Here is a 24,265-nt window from a genome sequence, read left to right as displayed (position 1 = left end):
ACGAGCCCCTTCCAAGGGCCGAGATTAGCGGGATTGAGGGCGTAAGCAATTGGTTATTGCGATGTTTTGTCGCGCTTCGAGCCGTCCCGGCAGGGCCAGTCGCGCCAGTGGCCCGACTGGAGGCGAGAAGGCCATGAGGCCTATGGCCGAATGGCGGGAGCAGCTTGAAGAATCCTTGTCGGATACCCACACCTAGCCTCCCCCTGATAGGGGGAGGAACAGATCGAGTTTGGGGCACTATCGACGACAACCGCCAGCCGGATTCCTCCCCCTTTTCAGGGGGAGGCTAGGTGTGGGTATTCTTCCTTACCCTCAGCTCTTGCCGTAAAGGTCGGTCCGCACCACGGCCATCAGACGTTCGGGATTAGGCGGCGGACCGAAGCCATATTGCTGGTAGAGGCTATGCGCATCGAGCGTGACCAGCATGAAGCGGCGCAGGTCCTGCAACTCGGAGTGGCCGAAGATCGCTTCCATCAGGCCCTTGCCGAGACCCTTGCCCTGCATGGCAGGGTCGATGAACACATCGGCCAGCCAGGCAAAGGTAGCCCTATCGGTGATGACGCGGGCAAAGCCGGCCTGCTTGCCATCCGGACCATAGAGGCCAAAGGCGATGGAATTGTCGATCGAACGGGCCACCACATCGCGGGGAATGCCCTGCGCCCAATAGCTCAGCGTGCTGAGGTAATGATGCACATAGTCGAGATCGATCCGCTCGCGATCGGTGGAGATTTCAAATCCGGACGCGAGCGGCATGGGCTAGATCCCCGCCCGAATGGCCATCGGGAAGAGATAGATGCGGATCACCTGGTCGATGAAGAAGATCAGGATGAAGGCAATGATCGGGGAAATATCGAGGCCGGAAAAATTCGGCATGATGCGGCGGATCGGGCGCAGCACCGGCTCGGTGAGCTGGTTGAGCACGCGCCACAGGCCTTCAACGAAGCCATTGCGGGTATTGATCACATTGAACGAGATCAGCCAGCTCATGATGATCATGGCGATCAGCACCCAGCGGTAGATCTCGAGAATATAGAGAATGACGGCCAGCACAGCTTGCATCGGGGGTCTCCAGTGTCGGGGATTATCTATGCAATAGGAGGGCTTGCGGCAAGGCCCGCCCCCAAAAGCATGAGAGCCCCGCTCCGGTCGCACGGAACGAGGCTCCAATGACTTTGGGTCCGGTACGCAAAACAACACTCTCCGGACGGGGACTTCATTGCACGAAGCGTGCCAAGTCAGGGGGTGCCGGAAACCGGGCGGCAGAGATTAAGGCGCTGTGAATATTCGCGTTTTGCGGGGTGGGATGCCTCGCAATTTGCGAGGGCCGTTGCAGAATGCGACTTCGACCCGTCCCGCAGGGCAAATCGCGCCAGTGGCGCGATTTGAGGCGAGAAGGCCATGAGGGCTATGCCCGAATGGCTCAGGCCTGCGCCTTGCTCGGCTTCCAGGTGGCGACCTTGAGGAGATAGAGCACGACCACCAGAGCAAGCACGATATAGCTCAGCGGGTCGAGCACGACTTCGATCTGCTCGTAGTGCTCATGCAGGATAAAACCGGCCATGGTGAGGAATGTGTTCCACACCAGAGCGCCCGTGGTCGAGGCGGCGAGGAACACCGGCAGGCTCATGCGGGAGAGACCGGCGGGGATGGAGATCAGCGTACGGATCAGCGGGATCAGCCGGCCGAACAGCACGATGATCGGGCCGAAGCGCTTGAACCAGCCGACGGCCATGTCGATCTCGTCGGCATTGAAGGCCATGACGCGGCCGAAGCGGTCGGCGAGATAGCGCACGCGCTCGAGACCAAATAGCCGGCCGGCATAATACCAGGGCAGCATGCCGACCACCGCGCCGATCGTGGCTGCGGCGAGCACGCCGAACAGGTTGAGATCGCCATTGGCAGCGGCAAAGCCGGCAAAGGGAATAATCAGCTCGGACGGAATGGGCGGGAAGATCGATTCGGCCAGCATGACGAGGAAAATCCCCAGATATCCAAGTTCGGAAATGGTCTGGATGATCCAGTCGGTCATGCGGCAGTCTCCTTGTTTGGCCGGCAAGATGGCCATCAAACCCCAATAAAAGGTAAGGGCCCCGACGTTTCCGTGGGGCCCTTTGAACTTATGCCGACTTGGAAGCGCGGCTCATGCGCTTGCGATCGTTCGGATCGAGCCAGATCTTGCGAAGGCGGATCGACTTGGGCGTGACCTCGACATATTCGTCTTCGGCGATGTAGCCGAGCGACTGTTCCAGCGTCAGCTTCTTGGGCGTGGTCAGGCGGACCGCTTCGTCCTTGGACGTGGTGCGGATATTGGTCAGCTGCTTGCCCTTGAGCGCGTTCACTTCAAGGTCGTTTTCGCGGCTGTGCTCGCCGATGATCATGCCTTCATAGATGTCGACGCCGGAGTCGATCATGATCGGGCCACGATCTTCGAGGTTCCACAGCGCAAAGGCCACGGACTGGCCGGTGCCGTTGGATATCAGCACACCGGTGCGGCGGCCGGGCAGGTCGCCCTTGAACGGCACGAAGGAGTGGAACAGGCGGTTGAAGATGGCGGTGCCGCGGGTGTCCGATAGCAGTTCCGGCTGGTATCCGATAAGCGAGCGGGTCGGGACCAGCAGCTGGATGCGGGTACGGCCCACGCCCGACGGACGCATGTCGGTCAGCTCGCCCTTGCGCTCGGTCAGCTTCTGCACGACCGTGCCGGTGTGCTCGTCATCGACGTCGATGATGACTTCTTCGATCGGCTCGTGACGGACGCCGTCAATGTCGCGCATCAAGACCTTCGGGCGACCGATGGTCAGCTCGAAGCCTTCACGGCGCATGTTTTCGATCAGCACGGCCAGCTGCAATTCGCCGCGGCCAGCCACGTCATAGCTGTCATTGTCGTCGCCGGGCGTCACCTTGATGGCCACGTTGCCTTCGGCTTCGCGCATCAGGCGTTCACGGATGACGCGCGACTGCACCTTGTCGCCTTCACGACCGGCCAGCGGGCCATCGTTGATGCGGAAGGTCACCGACAGGGTCGGGGGATCGATCGGCTTGGATTCGATCGGCTTGGTAACCGAGGTGGCGCAGAGCGTATCAGCCACGGTGGAGGTCACGAGACCGGCAATAGCGACGATATCGCCGGCTTCGCCGACATCGACCGGAGTGCGCTCGAGGCCACGGAAAGCCAGGACCTTGGAGATGCGGCCCTTTTCGACTTCCTTGCCTTCACGGTTGAGCGTGTGGATCGGATCATTCGCCTTGACGGTGCCCGAGGTGATGCGACCGGTCAGGATACGACCGAGGAACGGGTTGCGCTCGATGGTGGTGACCAGCATGCGGAAGGCGCCTTCTTCGACCTTGGGCTCGGGAACATGTTCCACAACCTTGTCGAGCAGCGGCCCGAGGTTTTCCTTGGGGCCTTCCGGCTCCATGGCCATCCAGCCCTGCTTGGCCGAACCATAGAGCACCGGGAAATCGAGCTGCTCGGGCGAAGCGTCGAGCGCGATGAACAGGTCGAAGATTTCCTCGAGCACTTCCATGTGGCGTTCGTCGGACTTGTCGATCTTGTTGATCGCCACGATCGGACGCAGACCCTGGGCCAGCGCCTTGCCGAGCACGAACTTGGTCTGGGGCATCGGGCCTTCGGCCGCGTCGACCAGGATCACCACGCCATCGACCATCGACAGGATGCGCTCGACTTCGCCGCCGAAGTCGGCGTGGCCGGGGGTGTCGACGATGTTGATGCGGGTATCGTTCCAGAGGAGCGAAGTGACCTTGGCCAGAATGGTGATGCCGCGCTCGCGCTCGATATCGTTGGAATCCATGGCGCGTTCTTCGACGCGCTCGTTTTCGCGGAACGAACCGGACTGCTTGAGCAGGACGTCGATCAGCGTGGTCTTGCCGTGGTCAACGTGGGCGATGATGGCGATATTGCGCAATGACATATGGGATAGGCCTCTTTGGCATGATCCCAAAACCTCGGGCCGCAAAAGGGGCGGCAACAAACGGCTGAACCATGCAGGAAACAACAAGCGCCAAACCCCTAAACAACGGGGATTGGCGCATTTGGGGCTGCCATACAGGACAAAGCGCATTTTCACAAGCGCGAGCGACGCAGAGGGGGGTTGCGACACTCGGAAGCCGGCCGAAATGGTTACCTCCGGCGGCGATCAAACCGTCGGCATCAGACCCATTCCGCCACAGAGCCGACACATTTCGACATGCCCCCATGCCGTACTGAGGGGTACGTTTTGTCGCATCCCCCTTTAGAACGAGCCCGTCAACTGGACGGCGAGTGTCGCTATCACTCTCTGAATCCACGCCGGTATCTTCGGCATCGGCGCTTTTTCGAAGAGCAGTAGCGACGCAAGGCGTCTGCTCCCTTCGAGCTAAATCCAAGACTGGAACTTAATATGTCTGCAGACGCAGGTCCCCGTTCAACGGGACCCTCTGCCTGGGTGCTTCGCATCCTGGGCGTGGTGCTGGCCCTTATCGGCCTCCCTCTCATCGTGCTGGGCGGCCAGCTCATCACTCTCGGCGGCTCCTGGTATTACGGCATCGCCGGCCTGGTGCTGGTTGCCTCGGGTGTGTTCACCTTCCGCCGCAGCCTCGTCGGCTTCTGGCTGTTTGCGGCGCTATTTGTCGCCACCGTCCTCTGGGCGCTGGTCGAATCCGGCTTTGCCTTCTGGCCGCTGGTGCCGCGCCTTGGCGGCCCGCTGGTCATCGCGCTGATCATTGCGCTCTGCCTGCCGCTGTTCCCGCAGTGGCGCGCCGGCAAGGCGCTGCCCTTTGGCCTGGCTGCCGTCATAGTCCTCCTTCTTGCTGGCGCCGGCTACACCGCCTTCCAGCCGCAGGGCGTGATCCGCAATGAGATCACCGCTACGCCGGGCGAAGCCGTTGCCGACAGCAATGGCAATTGGTCGGCCTATGGCGCGACCCCCTCCGGCACCCGCTTCTCGCCCGCCGACCAGATCAACACCGAAAACGTCAAGGACCTGGCAGTCGCCTGGACCTATCAGTATGGCGAAGAGCGTCGGGCCGGTCAGGAAGACCAGATCACCCCGATCCTGCTCAACGACACCGCCTATATCTGCACGCCCGAAAGCAATGTGCACGCCATCGACGTCAATACCGGTACCGCGCGCTGGGTCTACGACTCCGAGACCGAAAACTCCGCTTTCGCCCGCTGCCGCGGCGTGAGCTATTATGAATATGAAGCGCCCGAAGTCGAACCGGCCGCTGCCGTGGTCACCACGCCGGCAACCGACGCGACCGTTCCTACAGCGCCCGCCGCTCCAGTGGCACCCGTAACCCCGGCTGTTGCCGAGGCGCCGGCGATCTGCGGCACCGGCCGTATCGTGCTGACCACCAGCGACGCTCGCATGATCGAGCTCGATGCCACAACCGGCGAACTCTGCGCCGATTTCGGCACCGGCGGCATTGTCGATCTCAAGGCCGGCATGGGCGATGATGCCCTGCCCAATTACATCCTGACCTCGGCTCCCACCGTCGCGCGCAATCGCGTCGTGGTCGGCGGCTTCGTGCTCGACAATATCTCGACCGGCGAACCCTCCGGCGTGGTGCGTGCCTTCGACGCGCGCTCGGGCGAACTACTCTGGGCCTGGAATGCCGATCGTCCAGAAGGCGGCCTGCCCGCCGAAGGCGAACTCTATACCCGCGGCACGCCCAACGTCTGGTCGACCCCGGCCTATGATGATGCGCTGGGCCTCGTCTACCTGCCCACCGGCAATGCCACCCCGGATTTCTGGGCGGCCCACCGTACCGAAGACATGCTGCGCGTCAGCGCCTCGGTCGTCGCCGTGGACATCGAAACCGGCGCCGAGCGCTGGGTCTTCCAGACCACGCACCACGACGTCTGGGACTATGACGTCGCCAGCCAGCCGGCCCTCTATGACGTTCCAGATGGCTCGGGCGGCACCATTCCGGCGCTGATCCAGATCACCAAGCGTGGCCAGATCTTCATGCTGGACCGTCGCACCGGCGAGCCGATCGCCGATGTCGAAGAGCGTGCCGTGCCGCAGGACGTGCAGGAAGGCGATCTTCCGCTCTCCCCGACCCAGCCCTATTCCGTGGGCATGCCCGCCATCGGCGTCGAGCCGCTGACCGAGGCCCGCATGTGGGGCGCCACCCTCTATGACCAGCTGCTCTGCCGCATCGAGTTCAAGAAGCTCCGCTACGAGGGTGACTTCACCCCACCGGGCACCGAGCGCTCGATCCAGTGGCCCGGCTATTACGGTGGCTTCAACTGGGGCAGCGCCGCGCTGAACGAAGAGACCGGCATGCTGGTGCTCAACGACATGCGCATCGCCCAGTATCTCCAGCTGGTGCCGCGCGAAGACTATGACAGCCAGGCCTCCTCGGGCGCTGACATGCATGCGGGTCTGTCGGCTCAGGCCGGCACGCCCTTCGCCGCGCTCAAGGACAATTTCTTCTCCGTCCTCGGCGTCCCCTGCCAAGAGCCACCCTATGGCACCCTGACCGGCATCGACCTTGCTTCGCGCACGATCGCCTGGCAGGTGCCGATGGGTACGCTTGAAGAAACCGGCCCGCTTGGCATCAAGACCGGCCTGCAGATCCCGATCGGCATGCCCACCATCGGTGGCGCGTCGACCACGTCGGGCGGCCTGGTGTTCTATGCCGCAACGCAGGACTACTATCTCCGCGCCATGGACGCGGCGACCGGCGAAGAACTGTGGAAGGGCAAGCTACCCGTTGGTTCGCAGGGCACGCCCTCGACCTACCTCTCGCCCTCCTCGGGCAAGCAGTACGTGGTGGTGACCGCTGGCGGCGCCCGCCAGCAGGAAATCCGCGGCGACTATGTCGTCGGCTTCGCCCTGCCCGAATAAGGCAGACGGGCCATCCAAACAACGAAGCCCCGGCAGCGATGCCGGGGCTTTTTGTTTAACGGATCGGATTAAGATCAGGCGAGGAACGGTGTCGCCGCAGCCAGCACGGCGCTCTTGCTCATCGGCTTGTCGAAGGCGCCATCCCAGCCGAACTTCAACCCGATGCGACGCACTTCCGAAGCGTGGCGGGCTTCCACCGAATGGATCTGCAGCGCCACGGTGAGGACTTCCTTGGAGCCCATCAGATTGCCGGCCTGGCCCTTGTAGGCCGCAACGCCCAGGTCTTCGAAAGTCTGGCTCAGCGTCAGGAAGGTGTCGAAATTCTCCCAGACGTCGGCATAGGTGCCGCCGGCGGTGAAATCGACGCCCGGAGCCTTGACGGCAGCCGAACCCAAGACGCCCTTGAGCAGCTTCACATGGGCATCTTCATGTTGCCCGATAGTACGGAACACCGACTTGTACTGGCTCGGGATGACGCCCGAGGCATTGCCCTGCTTGTAGAAGGCCGCTTCGAGATATTCGAGGGTCAGCGCAAAATTGAGCGTGTCCTCGATCACCTTGGGCAGCGTGGCGCCGAAGGCCTGGTTGGAGGCCAAGGCCAGCACCAGAGGCGCGCTGGTCATGATGCCGGCAGCTTTGGCATATTTGCTGAACATGTCGCGACGGCTGGTGCCGATCGTATCGGCCAGTTCGGGCTCGATGGCGGAGAGAATGGAATTGTTCTGAGTCATGTCAATCTCTCCTTACGGCAGGGTTGCTGCGGTGACGGGCGTCACGATGAACGGGGCGGCGGCCTTGAGCACCTTGGAGGGCAGCAGCGCCTTGTCGAGGCCCTGGTGATCCACATTGCCACGACCCGCCGCTTCGGCGCTGAAGGGCTTCAAGAGATCCGCGATGGCGGCGGCATGACGCGCTTCGATCGAGACGATCGAGCCGGCAGCGACGAGATAGTCCGGATTGGTGATCAGCTGGCCGGCGCCATTATAGGCGACAACGCCTAGGTTCTCGAACACATCGGCCGTGCCCAGCACGCTGGCTCGGCTGGAAAAATCAACAGCCGAGAAATCCACTTCGAGACCCGGGATGGCATTGCGGCCCAAGGCACCCTTGAGGAAATCGCGATGGGCGATTTCATGATCGCGGATCTGGGTCAGGATGCGCTGGTCATTGACCTGCATATTGCCGAACGGCGTCCTGAGCACCTGCGTGTAGAAGGCAGCTTCGAGCTGCTCAAGCGCATAGGCATAGTTGAGCACGCCGATATCGCCATCGCCGAGTTCGGCGCCCAGCGCCGCGGAGATACCGAAATTAGGCAGGAGCGATCCGGCCACCGCTATGGTCCCGGCAGCGCCGCTCCATTTCAGCAAATGGCGGCGGGACAGGCTGGACGTAACATTCATGATCGAAGTCTCCGTTGCTGTGCTTCTGCAAGCAGCTACGGGGTGGCGATGCGCCGGTTTCGATCACATCTGAACTATATTGCACATAAGTCGCGAAACTATTGCCGCGGCGCTCCGTTCGCGGGCGTTAGGAGGCCTTTTTGTTGCCGACCTGCTGCTTGGTGGCTTCGGAATGCAGCAGATTTGCCAGCGACGCCGGCGGCAGCGGCGGCGAGAACAGGAAGCCTTGCACTTCCGAGGCACCTTGCTCGCGTACCATCTCCAGCTGCTCCTCGGTCTCGACGCCTTCGGCCGTTGTCGACATACCGAGCGACTGGCCCAACCCGATCACCGCTTTGATGATGGCCTGGCTGTCGCCGCGCGTCGTCAGGTCGCGCATGAAGCTGCGATCGATCTTGATCTTGTCGAAGGGGAACGAGCGGAGATAGCTCAGCGAGGAATAGCCGGTGCCGAAATCATCGAGCGCAATGCGCACGCCCATGGCGCGCAGGTCGTGCAGGACTTTGAGATTGGTCTCGTTCTCGGCCAGCAGCAGCGACTCGGTGATCTCGAGCTCCAGCCGCGTCGGCGCCAGCCTTGCGTCGCTCAGCGCCGATTTGACCAGACCGAGCAGATCCTTGTTCTTGAACTGGATCGGCGAGAGATTGACCGCCACGCGCACATCGCCGGGCCAGCTCGCCGCCATCTTGCAGGCTTCGCGCAGCACCCATTCGCCGATGGCGACGATCAGCCCGGTCTCCTCGGCGATCGGAATGAATTCGACCGGCGAAATGGTCCGCCCCTCGTGATCCCAGCGCAGCAGGGCCTCGACACAGGTGACACGATTTTCAGTCAGCCCCAATAGAGGCTGAAACATCAGCCGCAGCTCATTGCGCTGCAGCGCCAGTCGCAGGCCAGCCTCGATCGAGCGGCGCTGCTGCAGCTCGGCATCCATGCCGGCTTCGAAGAAATGATAGGTCGAGCGGCCATCGCTCTTGGCCTTGTAGAGCGCCAGATCGGCATTCTTGACAAGGGTATCGGTCTTGACCCCATCGCCCGGCCCCACCGCAATACCGACGCTGGCGCCGATTTCGATCTGCTGCCCGCCGATATGCATCGGCGCGCCGATCGCTTTGATGATCCGATCGGCCACCTTGGCCGCCACTTCGGCGCTGTCGATCGGCCGCATCAACAGGGCAAATTCATCGCCGCCCAGCCTCGCCAACACGTCGGTTTCCCGCGTCGTGCCCCAGAGCCGCGCCGAGGCCTGCTTGATCACCTCGTCGCCCACCGCATGGCCAAGCGTATCGTTGACCGCCTTGAAGTGATCGAGATCGATATAGAGCACCGCCGCCATTTCGCCGCGTGAAAGCCCCGCCTCGGTCTTGGCCATCTGCTCGAGAAATTCGATGCGATTGGGCAGGTCGGTCAGCGCATCATGTCGCGCCAGATGGCGGATGCGCGCCTCATTCTGCTTCTGCTCGGTAATATCCTCATGCGTCGACACCCAGCCGCCATCCTTCATGGGATGGTGCTGCATCATGATGGTGCGATTGCCCAGCTCGTGGACATTCTTGCCATATTCGCGGCGGGCGATGACGTCGCGGCGCCAGGCGATATATTCCTCGCGCGTACCGCCCGCCTCCATGCCCTGGTCGAACAGATGGCTGAGGATGTCTTCCAGTAGCGTGCCGGGTTTGATGAGGTTCGGCGGCAGGTTGTAGATGCGCGCATAGGGCTCGTTGCAGATCACCAGACGCCCCTTGGCGTCCATCATGCACAGCCCTTGCGAGATATTGTTCACAGCCGCATCGAGCCGGATATTCTGCCGTTCGAGCTCAAGCTTGCGCTTCTGCACCACTTCGGTGCGGGCGATTTCGTCGGTAATGTCTTCGTGGGTTACTACCCAGCCAAGGGCCTCGGAATAGACATGGGCGGTTTCGACGGTGCGACCGCCATGCACCACTTCGTGGCTCTTGGAGCGCGCGCCGCCACGATTGGCCAACAGCCCTTCGGTATAGGTCTCGTAAAATTCGTGGGGGCTCTGGTCGGGATGATTGCCAAGCCGGTGGCTCAGCTGCACCACGTCCTCAAGGCTCATGCCGCGCGTCACGGCATCGCGCGAAAAACCATAGAGGTCGCGCCAGTTCTTGTTCCACATCACCAGGCGAAACTGCGGCGACCAGACGCAAAAGCCATAGGGGATGTTTTCCAGCGCCGCATCAAGCAGCAGCGCCTCAGCCTTTTCGCCCAAGCTGCTCGCGTCTTCTGCTCGCACCCGTCGCATCCCCTGTCTCGTACTTCTGCACGACGCTGGCGAAACGCTAGAATGATCCCATTAACGAGGGATTAAGTTTGCCGCCAATCGAGCCTGCCGATGACACAATTACGACAAGGCCCGAACCAGCCGTTTCCGGATGATTCGGGCCCTGATTTTCAAGTTGGTAGAAGACCTTAGCCGCGCGCCTTGGCGTTGCGGGCAGCCCAGGTCTTCAGGCGGAGGCCGTTGAGGCGGATGAAGCCCTCGGCATCCTTGTGGTCATAGGCCACGGCACCCTCTTCGAAGGTCACGAGGTCCATCGAATAGAGCGAATGCGGCGACTGCCGCGCAATGACGCTGGCCGAGCCCTTGTAGAGCTTCACGGTGACGTCGCCGGTGACATAGGTCTGGCTCTTGTCGATCAGCGCCTGCAGCATTTCGCGCTCGGGCGAGAACCAGAAGCCGTTGTAGATCAGCTCGGCATATTTCGGCATCAGCTCATCCTTGAGATGGGCTTCGCCACGGTCGAGGGTGATCGATTCAATGCCGCGATGCGCCACGAGGATGATTGAGCCACCGGGGGTCTCGTAGAGGCCGCGCGACTTCATGCCGACGAAACGGTTTTCCACGAGATCAAGACGGCCGACGCCATGTTTGCCGCCCAGCTCATTGAGCTTGGTCAGCAGTTCGGCCGGCGACAGCTTTTCGCCATTGACCGAAACTGGATCGCCCTTTTCAAAACCGATGGTGATGATTTCGGCTTCATTGGGCGCGTCTTCCGGATTGACCGTGCGCTGGGCGACATAATCGGGTGCCGGCACGGCCGGATCTTCCAGCACCATCCCCTCGGACGAGGTGTGCAGCAGGTTGGCATCGACCGAGAATGGCGCTTCGCCGCGCTTGTCCTTGGATACCGGGATCTGGTTGCGCTCGGCATATTCCAGCAGCTGGGTGCGCGAGCGCAGGTCCCACTCGCGCCACGGCGCGATCACCTTGATCGAAGGATCCAGCGCATTGGCGGTCAGCTCGAAGCGGACCTGATCATTGCCCTTGCCGGTGGCGCCATGCGAAATCGCATCGGCGCCGACTTCCTGGGCAATTTCCACCAGGCGCTTGGCGATCAGCGGGCGGGCGATGGAGGTGCCGAGCAGATACTGGCCCTCATAGACCGTATTGGCACGGAACATCGGGAAGACGAAGTCGCGCACGAATTCCTCGCGCAGGTCCTCGATGCGGATATCCTTGATGCCGAACATTTCGGCCTTTTTGCGCGCCGGCTCGAGCTCTTCGCCCTGGCCGAGATCGGCGGTAAAGGTCACCACCTCGCAGTCATAGGTCTCCTGCAGCCATTTCAGGATAATGGAGGTGTCGAGGCCGCCGGAATAGGCCAGCACGACCTTCTTGATGTCTTTTGCCATGGGAAAGAACTCAGCTTTCGGGATGATGTGCAACGATAGACCAGATCAGACGCAATAATCTTGCGAAAACCTCACATTCGGGCGATCTTGCGGCATATCCAGCTAACTTGATGATCCAGAACAGCAGAAAATGCCAATTTCGCTTGATGCCATCGACCGCCGTATCCTCAGCGTGCTGCAGCGCGACGGCCGCATCTCCAATGTGGATCTGGCCAATGCGGTCGGCCTGTCACCCTCGCCCTGCTTGCGTCGGGTCAAGCTCCTGGAAGACGCTGGCGTCATCGACCGCTATGTTGCGGTGCTCGACGGGCTGCAGATTGGCATGAGCCTGACGGTCTTTGCCCGCATCTGGTTCAAGACCCAGGATGCCGAGACGACCAACCTGTTTGCCGAAACGGTGCGGGCCTTTCCAGAAGTGGTGGAATGCTATCTCACCACCGGCGAATGCGACGCCATCATGCGGATCGTCACCACGGACCTGCACGCCTATTGGCGCTTCCAGTCCGACTATCTGATGCGCATCCCGAGCGTCCAATCGGTCAAGACCGACGTGCCGATGGAAACCATCAAGCGCAGCTACGAACTGCCTTTGGGCTGAGCCTGTTCAACCAATGGGCAGCGTGCCATGCTCGCGCGCTGTTCCGAAAGACCTCAACATGCCCGCCTTCCTGCCCGACTTTTCCGTCATCGCCGCCTTTGCCCTGGCCACCGTCATCCTCGCCATTACCCCTGGCCCCGACATGGCGCTGCAGCTGAGCCGCGCCATCAACTATGGCCGCGCCCATGGCGTCGCCGCCATGCTGGGCGCCATGGCCGGCATATTGGTGCATACGACGCTGGTGGCTCTGGGCATTTCGGTGCTGATCATCGCCGCGCCGCCGCTGTTCCTGGCGCTCAAGATTGTCGGCGCGCTTTATCTGCTGTGGCTGGCCTATCAGGCGATTGTGCACGGCGGCGGTCTGCGCATTGCCGAAGCAGCGAAACGTCCTCCCACCGTGCGGCAGAGCTTCATGACTGGGCTCGGCATCAACCTGCTCAACCCCAAGGTGGTTCTGTTCTTCGTGACCTTCCTGCCACAATTCGTCGATGCGCATGACCCGGCCGCCACCAGCAAGCTGTTCTTCCTCGGCGGCGAATTTGTCCTGCTGTCGATCCCGCTGGGTCTGGTCACGGTCCTGGCTGCCGATTGGTTGGCCGCGGCCTTCAAGAAGAGCAAATGGGTGGAGCGCGCGCTCAACTGGAGCTTTGCCGCCATCTTCACCGCCTTCGCCGTGACCATCCTCACCGCACAGGCCCGCCACGCCTGACGAAGTGTCGCAGGAACGCCTTTGATTTTTCTCCGTTGTGGACGGCAATCAAAGGGGCAAGCACATGGACATTCTGCGCATCATCCTGTCGGTCATCATCCCGCCCGTCGGCGTTTTCCTCCAGGTCGGCCTTGGCCTGCAGTTCTGGCTCAATATCCTGCTGACGATTTTCGGCTATTTCCCCGGCCTGATCCACGCCATTTGGGTCATCACGCGCGACTAGGCGCTCGGATGCTGCTGGTTCATCAGGGCCAGCGGTCGTCCCTCATTGTCCGAAAAGAACGCCATCCATTCCTCCGTGCCGTCGGCATGGCGATGGATCCTATGCGGCGCGCCCAGGAAGACTACGCCGCGCGCCATGAGGTCCGCATGGCTGGCCTCAATATCGGACACACGAAAGTAGATGATGTTGCTGTGGCTTTCGCCTGGCTCGGCGCTCAGCATAAGCCGCACGCCAGCGCAGTCAAAAAACGCCAGATCGCCGAAGGTGTAGAGATGTGGCAGGCCGAGCACATCGCGATACCACGCTTCGGCTGCGGCAATGTCCGCAACACTCCGGCTGAGTTGACCGATCGGTCCAAGTCCTCTGTCTGTCATGCCGGCCTCCCGTCCTGCCGGGAGACCTTAGCATATCGTCAGACGCCAGCCAGCGCGTCACGATCCTTCTTGCTCAGGCGTTCGCTTTCGCTCTTGAGCTGGCCGCAGGCGGCAAAGATGTCGCGGCCGCGCGGGGTACGCACCGGGCTGGCATAGCCGGCATTGTTGACGATATCGGCGAAGCGCTCGATGCGCGACGACGGCGAAGTGCCGTAATTGCTGCCGGGCCAGGGGTTGAACGGGATCAGGTTGATCTTGGCCGGAATATTGGCCAGCAGCCGCACCAGTTCGCGTGCCTCGGCGTCGCTGTCGTTGATGCCGTCGAGCATCACATATTCAAAAGTGATGCGGCGCGAATTGGATACGCCGGGATAATTGCGGCAGGCCTCGAGCAATTCCTCCATTGGCCATTTCTTGTTGATCGGCACCAGCACGTCGCGCAGGTCATTATTGGTGGCATGCAGCGAAATCGCCAGCATGACGTCGATCTCGCGGCCAGTCGGCTCGATGAAGGGCACGACGCCCGAGGTCGACAGGGTGATGCGGCGCTTGGAGAGGCTCATGCCGTCGCCGGCCGAGGCAATCAGCAAAGCCTGCTTGACCGCTTCGTAATTGTAGAGCGGCTCGCCCATGCCCATCATCACGATATTGGTGATGGCGCGGGTATCGCCATGCGGCACGAGACCACCGTCATCGGGACGCACACCGCCGGGGAAATCGCCAAGGCGTTCGCGTGCCATCAGAACCTGGCCGAGAATTTCGCCGGCGGTCAGGTTGCGGACGAGCTTCTGCGTGCCGGTATGGCAGAAGGAACAGGTCAGCGTGCAGCCAACTTGCGAGGAGACACAAAGTGTCCCGCGATCCTGCTCGGGGATATAGACGGTCTCCACCTCGACCGGCGGATAGTTGGGATTGGCCGGATCGCGGAAGCGGAACAGCCATTTGCGCGTACCGTCGCTCGAAACCTGCTCGGAAACGATCTCCGGCCGGTCGAGGATGAAGGTGTCATTGAGCTTCTGGCGCACCGGCTTGGCCACATTGGTCATGCGGTCGAAATCGGTGGTGCCATTGACATAGAGCCAGTTCCACAACTGGTTGGCGCGCATCCGCGCTTCCTTGTCCGAAGCGATGCCCGCTGTGGTCAGCGCCTCGGCGAGCTGCGGCTTGGAAAGACCGATCAGCGACGGCCGGCTGGTTGCCGCGGGGCGCAGATTGGTCGAATGGTCAAGGTTCAGCGCAATGCTCATGGGCGTGGCTACAAGGGTCCGGAAGATGCAGGATTGGCGGGGCCAATAGCATATGGGGACGCGCAAGGCAAAGTCACGGGCCCGTGGGGCAGCTATTCGCCAGCTGGAGGATGCGGACGGGTATTATCCTTGCGGGCAATCCACAGCGCCCCGCCTGCGGCCAGCAGGCATCCCGCTATGCTGATCGCAACGGCCATCAGAAGATCGAGTTCGGTCATTCTTCCAGACCTCCGAGAAGATTTCTCGCAAACCAATGTAGGACGAAGCTGACCAGACTAAAACAAACCATGACGAAGACCGACGCCAGCGTCACGGGCAATGCCTGGGCAACGACGCCGACACCAACAGGTTCCAGAGCGATGCCATCCACATAGGCCGCACCCAATTTCCGCTGCTCATTCCGAACCAGCTTGTTGCTCATGCCCCGTCCCCCAACGGCCACTGCATGGCCTAAAGGTTAGCTGGACTTAGGCCTCTAGGCTAGCACTCGGCGCCGATCGACTGCTGGGCGGCGGTAGCGCCGGAGAGCGAATAGTTCTGCACGACCTTGATGCCGGCCGCCGTCGTGCCTTCGACCACCATGGACGAACCGGCGCGGATGGCGCTGGCTAGAGCGTCAGATTGCCCGCTGTCGTCGAGCCAGGCGGCGTCGTTCTGGGTGAACAGGTTGAACACCTGGCCGCTGACATTGATCGTCGCCATGCTGTCAGGCTGGAAGGGGAAGCCGGCGACGAGGTTGAACTCATTGCTCACATTCTCGGCCGGACGGTTGGTGATGTAGATATAGGCCTGGCCATAGCCATCGGGCGTCGGCGCAATGCTTTCCGGCTTGGTCATGGCAAAGCAGACCGTGCCCGAGCCTTCCGTGGCAGCATAGCTGGTCCAGGCGCGATGCTCGCCCAGGATCCGCACCTGCTGGGCCTGCGCGCTGGCGGAAAAGGCGAGGCTGGCAACCAGAGCGAGCGCAACGGCGGACTTGGACATCAGGACCTCATCAAGGCAAAACGGGCAAAGGACCGGCAAGGCCCTTTACCCAGATAGGATGTATTGCCCATTTCGGGCAACCCGGAATTACTTGCAGGCGGCGTCGATGGCATTGACCGCAGCGGTAGCGCCCGACAGCGAATAGGTATCGGTCGTATTGGTACCGCGCTGGCTGGTGCCCTTGATCACGAGATTGCTGCCAGCCTTGAAGGCCGAGACAAAGCCGCTTTCATCGCCGGTCGAGGCGAGCCAGGCGGCCGAACCTTCGGTGACCATCGGATAGGCCTTGCCGTCAACGCTGGCACTGGCATTGGCCGAGGTGCTGTTGAACGGATAGCCGATAATGGTCTGCACTTCATTCTTGGTGCCCATCCCCTTGCGGTGGATGATCATGAAATGGATCGGATCGCGATTGGCGCCCGACGGCTCGCTGGCCGAGGGGGTGGCCGAGACGTAGCAGATCACGCCCGACGCATCGGTTGCCTGCCATGCCGTCCAGGCATTGAAAGTGCCAAGCTCTGTGGCCTGCTGCGCCTGGGCAGCGGGCGCCAGAGCCATGATCGCGCCGACCGCCAGACCAAATGCAAGGCCACCGGTTTTCGTCGTCATCGCCAAATCGTCCTCTTGTCTTACGGTCCCGTTCTGGGAGAGCTGCCCGCCAACTCTGCCCCGAACATGGTTACCAACATGTCAAACGCCGCCACGTCCAACCGCATTTGCATCAACTGCGAGTCAATCGCGGCGGCAATTTGGCGGAGAGGGGCCTCTGGTCACCGGTTTGAGCCGATGCGGTTAACAATCGGCTAACGCTTGCGTGACTGTGATCGATCTCGATCAGGCAGCCAGCGGATAGCTCTGTTCCACCACATAAGGACCACCGCCGACGGAATCCTTGCTGGAGAATAGCACGAAGCGCCCGACCGGAAAGCTCAGCGGTGTAAACTGCCCGGCTTCGGAAATGAACCGCGCCACTTCCATGGCACTGCCACCGCGTAGGCGCGCCAGCGAGACATGGGGCACAAACTTCCGCCCTTCCGGCGGCAGTCCGGCCCGCTGCAACACCCGCTCCTGCGCCGCCTGCAGCCGGGTCAACTGCTCGCTCGGCTCGACGCCGGCATAGAGCGCCCGAGGCTTATCGCCGCCGAAGGTGCCCAAGTGCGTCAGTCGCACGGTAAAGCGCATCGAATTGGACAGCCGGTCCAGACTGTCGGCCACTTCATTGGCCGTCTGGTGATCGACATCGCCGATAAAGCGCAGGGTAATGTGGTAATTGTCCGGGTCGATCCAGCGCGCGCCAGTCAAACCGCCGCGCTTGAGCGACAGCGCAAATCCGGTATCGGCCGGAATCTCGAGGCCGGTAAAGAGCCGGGGCATAGGGCCCTCCTCTCAAAGGATCTGGATACGATTCGCTGGTTAGACCGTAACATAACGCCATTGTGCGGCCAGCCCATTCGTCGCACCCGGGCATCACGTCTTGTAAACGCATGGTCCTCCATCCATATTGTCTCATCAAGTGGCAAACCAATGCCCACCGGCGGTAGCAAACACCGCTTTTCAATTGGGAAAGGAAACCGACTATGGCTGAATATGACCGTCAGACCCTCGGAGCACGGGCCGGCTCGGCCTTGGCCGTGGACGAGGGCCTTCGCAGCTACATGCTGCGCGTTTACAATTACATGGGTATCGGTCTCGTCGTGACCGGCATCGCGGCCTATTTCGCCGCTGCCGCCGCCGTCACCACCGATCCGACCGCTGCCGTCGGCACGCTGGCCAATGGAACCATGGTCACCCAGTGGGGCTACCTGCTGTTCGCCAGCCCGCTGCAGTGGGTCGTGATGCTGGCTCCGCTGGCCTTCGTGCTGGTGCTGAGCTTTGGCATCAACAAGCTTTCCGTGCCAGCCGCACAGGCCACTTTCTGGGCATTTGCCGCGATCATGGGCCTGTCGCTGTCGTCGATCTTCCTCGTCTATACCGACGCTTCGATCGCCAAGGTGTTCTTCATCACCGCTGCCACCTTCGGTGCCATGAGCCTTTACGGCTACACCACCAAGCGTGACCTGACCCAGATGGGCTCGTTCCTGATGATGGGCCTGATCGGCCTGATCATCGCGTCCGTGGTCAATATCTTTCTGCAGTCCTCTGCCATGGAATGGATCATCTCCGCCGTTGGCGTGCTGATCTTCGTGGGCCTCACTGCCTATGACACGCAGAAGATCAAGGAAGGCTATGACGAGGCCCATGGCGCCGACGTTCTGGCCAAGGGCGCCATCATGGGCGCGCTGAGCCTTTACCTCGACTTCATCAACCTGTTCATGATGCTGCTCCGCCTGTTCGGCAACCGCGAGTAAGCCTCAAAGTCCCACCAATTTGGTTGGACGACAAATCGGACCGTAGCCTACAAAGGCTGCGGTCCTTTTCTTTTGCCGAGACGTAACGTGTCCGATTACCAGCTGCGCCCCTTCCGCTGGGCCGACGTGCCCGCCATCACCGCCATCTACAAGCACTATGTGGAACAGACGGCGATCACCTTCGACACCGACGTCCCCAGCGAAGCGGCGATGGCTGAAAAATTCGCGGGCTTGGTCAAGCTAGAACATCCGCTGATCATCGCCGAAGTGGACGGCCAGGTGGTGGGCTATGCCTATGCCAGCTTCTACCGCCCCCGCGCGGCCTATCGCTTCACCTGCGAGGATTCCATCTATCTGCATCCTGACGCCAAGGGACGCGGCATCGGCAAGGCGCTTCTCACGGAGCTGCTAGCGCAGTCAAAAGCCTTCGGCTTCAAGCAGATGATCGCCGTGATCACCGCCGACACAAAAAATTCCATCGCCATCCACGAGAAATTCGGGTTCCGCCACGTCGGGCGTTATGACGCGGTCGGCTACAAGTTCGACCGCTGGCACGACATCGTGCATCTGCAGCTGGCGCTATAGCGTCAGGGAACGAGGCAGACCTCGACGCCATCCAGCGCTGCGCCGGCGCCTTCGAGGCCGATGCTGGCCAGCTGCTTGCCTTCGCCGGTGACGACGAGCGTCTTGCCGGTCTCGAGCAGATCCAGCAGTTGGGTCGCGTGGTCGAGGGTTGCGGCAGTCTTTTCATAGACGAAGCCATCGCCCTGATCGGCCGAGACTGGCAGCACGACATCCTTGCCATCGACGCTGAAGGTCAATTCGCCGGGGCTGGCATCACCGATTTCGCTATCGACGCCCGGATTGAGGAAAATCGACAAATCGCCCTTGACGACGACGCCATTGCCATTGTCGGCACAGTTGAGGCTGATCGTGCCGCCGGCTTCCGTGCCACCCAGCACGCCGATAATGCCCTGATTATAGTCGCTGCCCCAGTCCTGGGCCGCTGCCGGCGCGACCAGCGCCAGGCCGGCCATTAGAGCAATCCCTGTACGTTTCATCCCACCACCGCCAGTTGGGGGTCGAGCACCCGCAGCACCAGAGCCAGGTCATGGCCCCGCTTGAGGATGCGCCCCTGCTGGTTGGTAACCGAATACTGGCCCTGCCGGTTGCGCAGGCGCGGGGTTTTTTCAACGATATACAGCGGCCGTTCCGAAACGCGGGCATAGATGGAAAACACCGCCCGCTCGCGCAGAAAGTCCATCGCATAATCGCGCCACTCGCCCTGCCCGACTTTGCGGCCATAGACATTGAGGATCAGCGAGAGCTCCTTGCGATCAAAGGCCACCTGGGCGGTGACCTTGCTGGGCGCCGGAATCGGCTGCGCCGCTCCGCCCTGCACCAGAGCGAGATTGACGGTTTTGTCGTTCGGTGTGCGGGATTGCACCGTTCGGATCGCCTCGTCGTGTCAAATCACTGTCATGATTGCGGGAATTGGCGAACGACGCAAGGGGGTGGAAATACCCCAATTTCGTCACACTTTGTCCGTGAACGCGCCAGATTGCCGGATCAGTCTCTGGGCATTGCCTCCAGTGGCTGGCATCCGGGCCCACCGAGCCCCCAAACCCAGAAGCCTGGGTGCCAGCCGCCTTTATCTGAGTTGACCAGTCAAAAATCTCTCCCGTCCTTGCCCCCAAGGACGGGATTTTTCATGCCTAGTTCTCGAAGGTTGCCGCGCCGAGGATAGGGCCCGGCAGGCCGTCTTTTTCCTGCTGCACGAGGATGGCCACGCCGCCAGTGCCCTCGCCCAACGTTTCAGGCAGCGGCAGTTTCAGATTGGCGCCACTGGCGCCTTCCCACATGCCCAGCGCTTGCCGCCCGGTCACCACCTGGGTATAAACCATTGATTTTCCGGCGTTTTCTCCCTTGTCGATGCTGACATCGGCACGGTCGAGATAGGTCACCAGCCACACCACTGCATCACCCAGGCTGGCATCGGCGGGAATGGCGATCTTGAGCATATCGCCATGCCGCTCGATATCGACCGCCAGCGGCATGCTGGCGTGATCGAGCGCGCCATGTACCTCACCGCGCCTGGAGCCAACCACGCCCTTGGCGCCATTGACCACCATCTGCGGCGTATAGATGCGCGACGAGCCCCAGCTCTTGGCATAGGCGCGCTGGCGATCGGAATAGGCTTCCTCGCCAAAAGTATCTTCCCAGCCGACATAGTCCCAATAGTCGACGTGATAGGCCAAGGCCACCACATCGTCCTGCTCGGCCAGACTGGTGAGCAGCGCGTCGGCCGGCGGGCAGGAGGCACAGCCCTGGCTGGTAAACAGCTCCACCACCGCCTTGGGCCGGGACACTGAATCAGCACTGGCCGGCAGGGCCAGGGCAGCGAGCGTAGCAAGGCCGAGAACGGCAGAAAGAAAGGGTCTATGCGTCATGGCCAGAGTTGTAAGCCGGGCTCGCGCGACCAAGCCAGTCAAAAGAGGGTGACAGGCGTGATTTTGGCCGCGGCGTGCTCAATAGTCCCGGAACACCGCCTCAACATTGTAGCCATCCGGATCAAGCACATAGGCCGCATGGTAGCGCGGGTCATACTGGTCGCGCGGGCCTGGCGCACCATTGTCACGACCACCGGCGGCCAGTGCCGCGTCATAAAAGGCCTGCAAGGCGGCAACGGTTTCGGCGGCAAATCCGAAATGCACGGCCTGCGGATGCGGCACACCCTGCTTGAGCCAGAAATACATGGCGCGGTTGCTGCCAAAGCCGGTGAGGTCAGCATGGCCATGCGGCCCCTCGAACTGCACGCCATGCGCAATCCCCAGCGGCGCCAGGGCCTTTTGGTAAAAGAGCTTCGAACGCGCGACGGCGGAGACGGTGAGAACGATGTGATCGAGCATTGTTGGCCTTTTTGAAGTTCGGCGCCCTTGTGACGTGAGGTGCTGACAGGCTGTGTCAGCAAGAATTTAATCCCGAAGCACAAATGGCGGCCCCGGGGACCGCCATCTGAAATTTCAATGTAAGCGCTGCTTACGCCGCGACGAGGCTACGCAGCACGTAATGCAGAATGCCGCCGTGCTTGTAATAGTCGAGCTCGTTGGCGGTATCGATCCGGCACAGCGTTTCGATGCTGACCGTGGACCCATCCGCCCGGGTGATCTTGACCGTGACCTGGGCGCGCGGGGCGATTTCGGTGACGCCTTCGATATCGATCGTTTCCGAGCCATCGAGGCCCAGCGTCTGCCAGCTTTCGCCATCCTTGAACTGCAGCGGAATGACACCCATGCCGACGAGATTGGAGCGGTGAATGCGCTCAAAGCTCTGGGCAATCACGGCGCGCACGCCGAGCAGGTTGGTACCCTTGGCGGCCCAGTCGCGCGACGAGCCCGTGCCGTATTCCTTGCCGGCGAAAATCACCAATGGCGTGCCGGCCGCCTGATAGGCCATAGCGGCATCGTAGATCGCCATCTGCGAGCCATCCGGCCCTTTGGTATAGCCACCTTCGACACCCGGCAGCATCTGGTTCTTGATGCGGATATTGGCAAAGGTGCCGCGCATCATCACCTCATGATTGCCGCGACGGGCGCCATAGGAGTTGAAGTCGCGCGGCGCAACCTGACGTTCTTCGAGATATTTGCCTGCGGGCGTCGTCGCCTTGAACGAACCGGCGGGGGAAATATGATCGGTGGTGATCGAGTCGAGAAACAGCGCGAGCACCTTGGCTCCGGCGACATTGGTCACCGGCTTGGGCTCCATCGACATGCCCTCGAAATACGGTGGGTTCTGCACATAGGTCGAGCTGGAATTCCAGCCATAGGTCTCGCCCCCCTCAATGGCGATATTCTGCCAATGCGTGTCGCCCTTGAACACGTCCGAATAGCGCCCCTGGAACATCTCCTTGGTCACATGCTTGCGCACGATCTCAGCGACCTCGTGATTGGTCGGCCAGATATCCTTGAGGTAAACCGGCTGGCCATTGCTGCCGATCCCAAGCGGCTCGGTGGTGATGTCGATCTTGACCGAACCGGCCAGCGCATAGGCGACGACCAGCGGCGGCGAGGCGAGGAAATTGGCCTTCACATCCGGATTGATGCGGCCTTCGAAATTGCGGTTGCCCGACAGTACCGAAGTGGCGACCAGATCGCCGGCCTGCACGGCCTTGGAGATTTCGGCGGGCAGAGGCCCAGAGTTGCCGATGCAGGTGGTGCAGCCATAGCCGACCAAGTTGAAGCCGACTGCATCGAGATCCTCGGAAAGGCCGGCGCTATCGAGATAATCAGTGACCACCTGCGAGCCGGGGGCCAGCGAGGTCTTGACCCAAGGCTTGCGATTAAGACCAAGCGCCCGGGCCTTGCGGGCAAGCAAGCCGGCAGCCACCAGCACGGAGGGGTTGGAAGTATTGGTGCAGGAGGTGATGGCGGCGACCACCACATCGCCATGGGTGAGCGTATACTCCTGGCCATCGACCGGGATAGCCGGATCATCGGTCTTGCCGAATTCCTTGGGCAGCAGCTCGATGAACTTTGATTTGGCATCGGCCAGAACGATACGGTCCTGCGGGCGCTTGGGGCCAGATATCGACGGCACCACGGTGGAAAGATCAAGTTCGAGCGTCGAGGTGAACACCGGATCCGGCGAATTGGTCTCGCGGAACATGCCCTGGGCGCGCGAATAGGCTTCAACCAAAGCCACGCGCTGCGGGTCGCGGCCCGAGGTGGTCAGATATTTCAGCGTATCGGCATCGACCGGGAAATAGCCGCAGGTCGCGCCATATTCGGGCGCCATATTGCCGATGGTCGCCTGGTCTTCGAGGCTGAGATAGTCGATGCCCGGCCCGTAGAATTCGACGAATTTGCCAACCACGCCCTTCTTGCGCAGCATTTCAGTGACGGTCAGCACCAGGTCGGTGGCGGTAATGCCCTCGTTGATGCGGCCGGTCATCTTGAAGCCGACGACTTCCGGGATCAGCATGGTAACCGGCTGACCCAGCATGGCCGCCTCGGCCTCGATGCCGCCGACACCCCAGCCCAGCACCGCCATGCCATTGACCATGGTGGTGTGCGAGTCGGTGCCGACCAGCGTATCGGGATAGGCGACGGTCTCGCCATCTTCTTCCTTGGTCCAGACGGTCTGGGCCAGATATTCAAGGTTCACCTGGTGGCAGATGCCGGTGCCGGGGGGCACGACGCGGAAATTGTCGAAAGCCGACTGGCCCCAGCGCAGGAATTCATAGCGCTCGCCATTGCGCTCATATTCGAGCTCGACATTCTGCCCGAAGGCCAGCGCGGTACCGAAACTGTCGACCATCACCGAGTGATCGATGACCAGGTCCACCGGCACCAGCGGATTGATCTTTTGCGGGTCGGCGCCGAGCTTGGCAGTGGCGTCGCGCATCGCGGCCAGGTCCACCACGGCAGGCACGCCGGTAAAATCCTGCATCAGCACGCGGGCCGGGCGGTAGGAGATTTCATGTTCGGAGGTGCGGGTCGTGAGCCAGGTCGCCACGGCCTCGATATCAGCCTTGGTGACAGTGCGATTGTCCTCGAAGCGCAGCAGGTTTTCCAGCACCACCTTCATCGACGATGGCAGGGCCGAAACGCCCTTGAGGCCGTTCTTCTCCGCTTCGGCGATGGAATAATAGGTATAGGTCTTGCCGCCGACCTGAAGGGTCGATTTCGACTTGAAGCTGTTTACCGAGGTCATCTGTTCCGCCCTGTTGTCGCTTGCGGCAGGCGCGCCGGCTCTGGGGCTCAGCCCGGGAACCGCTCAACGGCGCTGCGCTCGTTGGAATGACTCCAAACTACCAGCAGATATAGAAGGTTGCGAATGGGCTTGCCAGTATGACCTTGGGTTCAATACGAG

At 61.6% G+C, this 24,265-nt stretch carries 26 protein-coding genes; 6 read left to right on the top strand and 20 right to left on the bottom strand.

Annotation, left to right across the window (positions count from 1 at the left end):
• Positions 1-312 precede the first annotated feature (312 nt).
• From BM045_RS11730 to typA, 4 genes are all read right to left on the bottom strand, one after another.
• On the bottom strand, positions 313-753 hold the full coding sequence (locus BM045_RS11730) for a GNAT family N-acetyltransferase (protein WP_092183491.1): 441 nt from the start codon (positions 751-753) through the stop codon (positions 313-315).
• A 3-nt stretch (positions 754-756) separates the two neighbouring features.
• Entirely contained in the window at positions 757-1,059 is a 303-nt protein-coding gene (locus tag BM045_RS11725; RefSeq protein WP_092183489.1) for a YggT family protein, read from the bottom strand.
• 361 nt (positions 1,060-1,420) lie between these two features.
• Entirely contained in the window at positions 1,421-2,029 is a 609-nt protein-coding gene (locus BM045_RS11720; protein WP_092183487.1) for a DedA family protein, read from the bottom strand.
• Positions 2,030-2,117: 88 nt separating this feature from the next.
• A complete protein-coding gene (gene typA / locus BM045_RS11715; RefSeq protein WP_092183485.1) occupies positions 2,118-3,932 on the bottom strand; it encodes a translational GTPase TypA in 1,815 nt (604 codons plus the stop codon).
• A 513-nt stretch (positions 3,933-4,445) separates the two neighbouring features.
• Between typA and BM045_RS11710 the strand changes: the two genes are divergently transcribed.
• Entirely contained in the window at positions 4,446-6,854 is a 2,409-nt protein-coding gene (locus BM045_RS11710; RefSeq protein ID WP_244522972.1) for a membrane-bound PQQ-dependent dehydrogenase, glucose/quinate/shikimate family, read from the top strand.
• Between the two features lie 74 nt (positions 6,855-6,928).
• Here BM045_RS11710 and BM045_RS11705 read toward each other — a convergent pair whose 3' ends face one another.
• The 4 genes from BM045_RS11705 to BM045_RS11690 form a co-directional block, all read right to left on the bottom strand.
• The gene (locus BM045_RS11705; RefSeq protein ID WP_092183481.1) at positions 6,929-7,585 is read right to left on the bottom strand and encodes a ferritin-like domain-containing protein; all 657 of its coding nucleotides are present in this window, start codon (positions 7,583-7,585) and stop codon (positions 6,929-6,931) included.
• Positions 7,586-7,597: 12 nt separating this feature from the next.
• Positions 7,598-8,254, bottom strand: coding sequence for a ferritin-like domain-containing protein (locus BM045_RS11700; RefSeq protein ID WP_092183479.1), 657 nt, complete (start codon positions 8,252-8,254; stop codon positions 7,598-7,600).
• Between the two features lie 127 nt (positions 8,255-8,381).
• Positions 8,382-10,487 (bottom strand): putative bifunctional diguanylate cyclase/phosphodiesterase, encoded by a 2,106-nt coding sequence (locus BM045_RS11695; RefSeq protein ID WP_170848481.1) that lies wholly within the window; start codon positions 10,485-10,487, stop codon positions 8,382-8,384.
• Positions 10,488-10,687: 200 nt separating this feature from the next.
• Positions 10,688-11,911, bottom strand: coding sequence for an argininosuccinate synthase (locus BM045_RS11690; protein WP_092183475.1), 1,224 nt, complete (start codon positions 11,909-11,911; stop codon positions 10,688-10,690).
• Between the two features lie 130 nt (positions 11,912-12,041).
• On the opposite strand from BM045_RS11690, the gene BM045_RS11685 reads away from it, so the two are divergent.
• The 3 genes from BM045_RS11685 (at position 12,042) to BM045_RS11675 (ending at position 13,441) form a co-directional block, all read left to right on the top strand.
• Positions 12,042-12,509, top strand: coding sequence for an Lrp/AsnC family transcriptional regulator (locus tag BM045_RS11685; protein ID WP_092183473.1), 468 nt, complete (start codon positions 12,042-12,044; stop codon positions 12,507-12,509).
• 58 nt (positions 12,510-12,567) lie between these two features.
• Positions 12,568-13,218 carry a LysE family translocator gene (locus BM045_RS11680; protein ID WP_092184160.1) on the top strand — a complete coding sequence of 217 codons (651 nt, stop codon included), beginning with the start codon at positions 12,568-12,570 and terminating at the stop codon, positions 13,216-13,218.
• 64 nt (positions 13,219-13,282) lie between these two features.
• Positions 13,283-13,441 (top strand): YqaE/Pmp3 family membrane protein, encoded by a 159-nt coding sequence (locus BM045_RS11675; protein WP_092183471.1) that lies wholly within the window; start codon positions 13,283-13,285, stop codon positions 13,439-13,441.
• Here BM045_RS11675 and BM045_RS11670 read toward each other — a convergent pair.
• The 7 genes from BM045_RS11670 to thpR all read right to left on the bottom strand — a co-directional run bounded on the left by BM045_RS11670 (position 13,438) and on the right by thpR (position 17,420).
• Positions 13,438-13,815 (bottom strand): VOC family protein, encoded by a 378-nt coding sequence (locus BM045_RS11670; protein WP_092183469.1) that lies wholly within the window; start codon positions 13,813-13,815, stop codon positions 13,438-13,440. The genes BM045_RS11675 and BM045_RS11670 overlap by 4 nt on opposite strands.
• Positions 13,816-13,853: 38 nt before the next feature.
• A complete protein-coding gene (gene rlmN, locus BM045_RS11665; protein WP_092183467.1) occupies positions 13,854-15,062 on the bottom strand; it encodes a dual-specificity RNA methyltransferase RlmN in 1,209 nt (402 codons plus the stop codon).
• Positions 15,063-15,154: 92 nt separating this feature from the next.
• Positions 15,155-15,280, bottom strand: coding sequence for a hypothetical protein (locus BM045_RS19320; protein ID WP_280139465.1), 126 nt, complete (start codon positions 15,278-15,280; stop codon positions 15,155-15,157).
• Complete coding sequence (locus BM045_RS11660; RefSeq protein ID WP_092183465.1) at positions 15,277-15,483, bottom strand: hypothetical protein; 207 nt, start codon at positions 15,481-15,483, stop codon at positions 15,277-15,279. Before BM045_RS11660 ends, BM045_RS19320 begins: the two co-directional genes overlap by 4 nt.
• 59 nt (positions 15,484-15,542) lie before the next feature.
• Entirely contained in the window at positions 15,543-16,046 is a 504-nt protein-coding gene (locus tag BM045_RS11655; RefSeq protein WP_092183463.1) for an invasion associated locus B family protein, read from the bottom strand.
• Between the two features lie 87 nt (positions 16,047-16,133).
• Positions 16,134-16,655 (bottom strand): invasion associated locus B family protein, encoded by a 522-nt coding sequence (locus tag BM045_RS11650; protein ID WP_092183461.1) that lies wholly within the window; start codon positions 16,653-16,655, stop codon positions 16,134-16,136.
• A gap of 225 nt (positions 16,656-16,880) precedes the next feature.
• Entirely contained in the window at positions 16,881-17,420 is a 540-nt protein-coding gene (thpR, locus tag BM045_RS11645) for an RNA 2',3'-cyclic phosphodiesterase (protein WP_092183460.1), read from the bottom strand.
• A gap of 203 nt (positions 17,421-17,623) precedes the next feature.
• Here thpR and BM045_RS11640 point away from each other — a divergent pair, with 203 nt between their 5' ends.
• Together BM045_RS11640 and BM045_RS11635 are read left to right on the top strand one after the other, a co-directional pair.
• A complete protein-coding gene (locus BM045_RS11640; protein ID WP_092183458.1) occupies positions 17,624-18,394 on the top strand; it encodes a Bax inhibitor-1/YccA family protein in 771 nt (256 codons plus the stop codon).
• A gap of 87 nt (positions 18,395-18,481) precedes the next feature.
• A complete protein-coding gene (locus BM045_RS11635) occupies positions 18,482-18,979 on the top strand; it encodes a GNAT family N-acetyltransferase (protein WP_092183456.1) in 498 nt (165 codons plus the stop codon).
• 2 nt (positions 18,980-18,981) lie between these two features.
• On the opposite strand, the gene BM045_RS18915 is transcribed toward BM045_RS11635, so the two are convergent.
• The 5 genes from BM045_RS18915 to acnA all read right to left on the bottom strand — a co-directional run bounded on the left by BM045_RS18915 (position 18,982) and on the right by acnA (position 24,106).
• Complete coding sequence (locus BM045_RS18915) at positions 18,982-19,431, bottom strand: hypothetical protein (RefSeq protein ID WP_092183454.1); 450 nt, start codon at positions 19,429-19,431, stop codon at positions 18,982-18,984.
• Positions 19,432-19,451: 20 nt separating this feature from the next.
• Positions 19,452-19,799 (bottom strand): DUF2794 domain-containing protein, encoded by a 348-nt coding sequence (locus tag BM045_RS11625; protein ID WP_092184158.1) that lies wholly within the window; start codon positions 19,797-19,799, stop codon positions 19,452-19,454.
• 310 nt (positions 19,800-20,109) lie between these two features.
• On the bottom strand, positions 20,110-20,844 hold the full coding sequence (locus BM045_RS11620; protein ID WP_092183452.1) for a DUF1223 domain-containing protein: 735 nt from the start codon (positions 20,842-20,844) through the stop codon (positions 20,110-20,112).
• Between the two features lie 78 nt (positions 20,845-20,922).
• Entirely contained in the window at positions 20,923-21,303 is a 381-nt protein-coding gene (locus BM045_RS11615; RefSeq protein WP_092183450.1) for a VOC family protein, read from the bottom strand.
• A 130-nt stretch (positions 21,304-21,433) separates the two neighbouring features.
• Positions 21,434-24,106 carry an aconitate hydratase AcnA gene (gene acnA / locus BM045_RS11610; RefSeq protein WP_092183448.1) on the bottom strand — a complete coding sequence of 891 codons (2,673 nt, stop codon included), beginning with the start codon at positions 24,104-24,106 and terminating at the stop codon, positions 21,434-21,436.
• Positions 24,107-24,265: the final 159 nt, after the last annotated feature.

It is taken from the genome of Devosia sp. YR412, from assembly GCF_900110945.1.
Lineage (GTDB): Bacteria > Pseudomonadota > Alphaproteobacteria > Rhizobiales > Devosiaceae > Devosia.
The sequence above is the reverse complement of the archived record's forward strand: the minus strand, read 5'-3'. Positions and strand labels throughout refer to the sequence as shown.